This is a genomic window from Vibrio sp. Vb1574 (genome assembly GCF_033338675.1).
Genome location: NZ_JAWOTC010000409.1, coordinates 1 through 1,089, shown reverse-complemented (window position 1 = coordinate 1,089; position 1,089 = coordinate 1). Strand labels below are relative to the sequence as shown.

The window sequence follows — 1,089 nt, the reverse complement described above, 5'->3', positions numbered from 1 at the left end:
TGGCGATCAACTAAAAGCCACTTTCGACGAAAACGACAAACAACTGACTGAACTAACCGAAACACTGCGTGTTCGCTCCGGTACCTTGGGTGAAATGTTTGGTGTGGTTCGTCAATACGCAGGCGAATTTAAAGGGCTGTTTGCCGCTTCGCAAAATGCCGTTCAGTTCCCAGAGCGTGATGCACTGCTGACGAAACTGGCAGAAAGTAAAGAACTACCATCAACTCAAGAGCTGGAAGCATTCTGGCACACTATTCTTCAACAAGTTGTCGTATCTGGTGATACATCAACAACACAAGCAACGGTTGTTTACGGTGAAGGTAAAGAAGCCGTTCGCGACGTAACGCTAGTAGGTGAATTTAACGCAATTGCAGATGGCAAATACGTCATTTACGTACCTCAAACTGGCAAGTTCGAAGAACTATCACGTCAGCCAAGCAAGAACATCACAAGCCAAGTGGCTGGTTTTGAATCAGCAAAAGGCACTTATGAGCCGCTATTCCTTGATCCATCTCGTGGCGTAATTCTATCGCTACTAGTACAGAGCCCTACCGTTCAGGAGCGTATTGACCAAGGCGGTATCGTTGGTTACGTCATCCTAGCAATGGGCGCTGTTGGTGTCATCATCGCGCTATTGTGCTTCCTACGCCTTCAGATCATCGGTGGCAAAATGCGTAAACAGGCGAAATCAGACACAGTTATCCCTGGCAACCCTCTGGGTGAAGTTATCCAAGCTTACCAAGATCACAAAGGCGACAACCTTGAAGATCTGGAAGCGAAGTTGGACGAAATCATCCTACGCAATGCACCAAGCATTGAACGCTTTATCAGCTCAATCAAACTGTTTGCTTCTGTAGCACCACTACTGGGTCTACTAGGTACAGTAATGGGTATGATCGGTACCTTCCAGGCAATCACGCTATTTGGTACCGGCGATCCGAAACTAATGGCTGGCGGTATTTCTGAAGCATTGGTAACCACCATGCTAGGTCTGGTTGTCGCAATTCCTCTACTGTTCCTTTACACCATCGTACACAGTAAAGGTCGTCGTTTGGTTCAAACTCTTGAAGAACAGAGTGCAGGCTTCAT

General features: G+C 47.0%; 1 protein-coding gene. It reads left to right on the top strand.

The genetic code is table 11. From position 1 onward, the window contains the following. Nucleotides 1–1,089 (top strand): MotA/TolQ/ExbB proton channel family protein (locus R7O12_RS26505; RefSeq protein ID WP_318127052.1); only part of this gene is annotated, 1,089 nt, incomplete at both ends.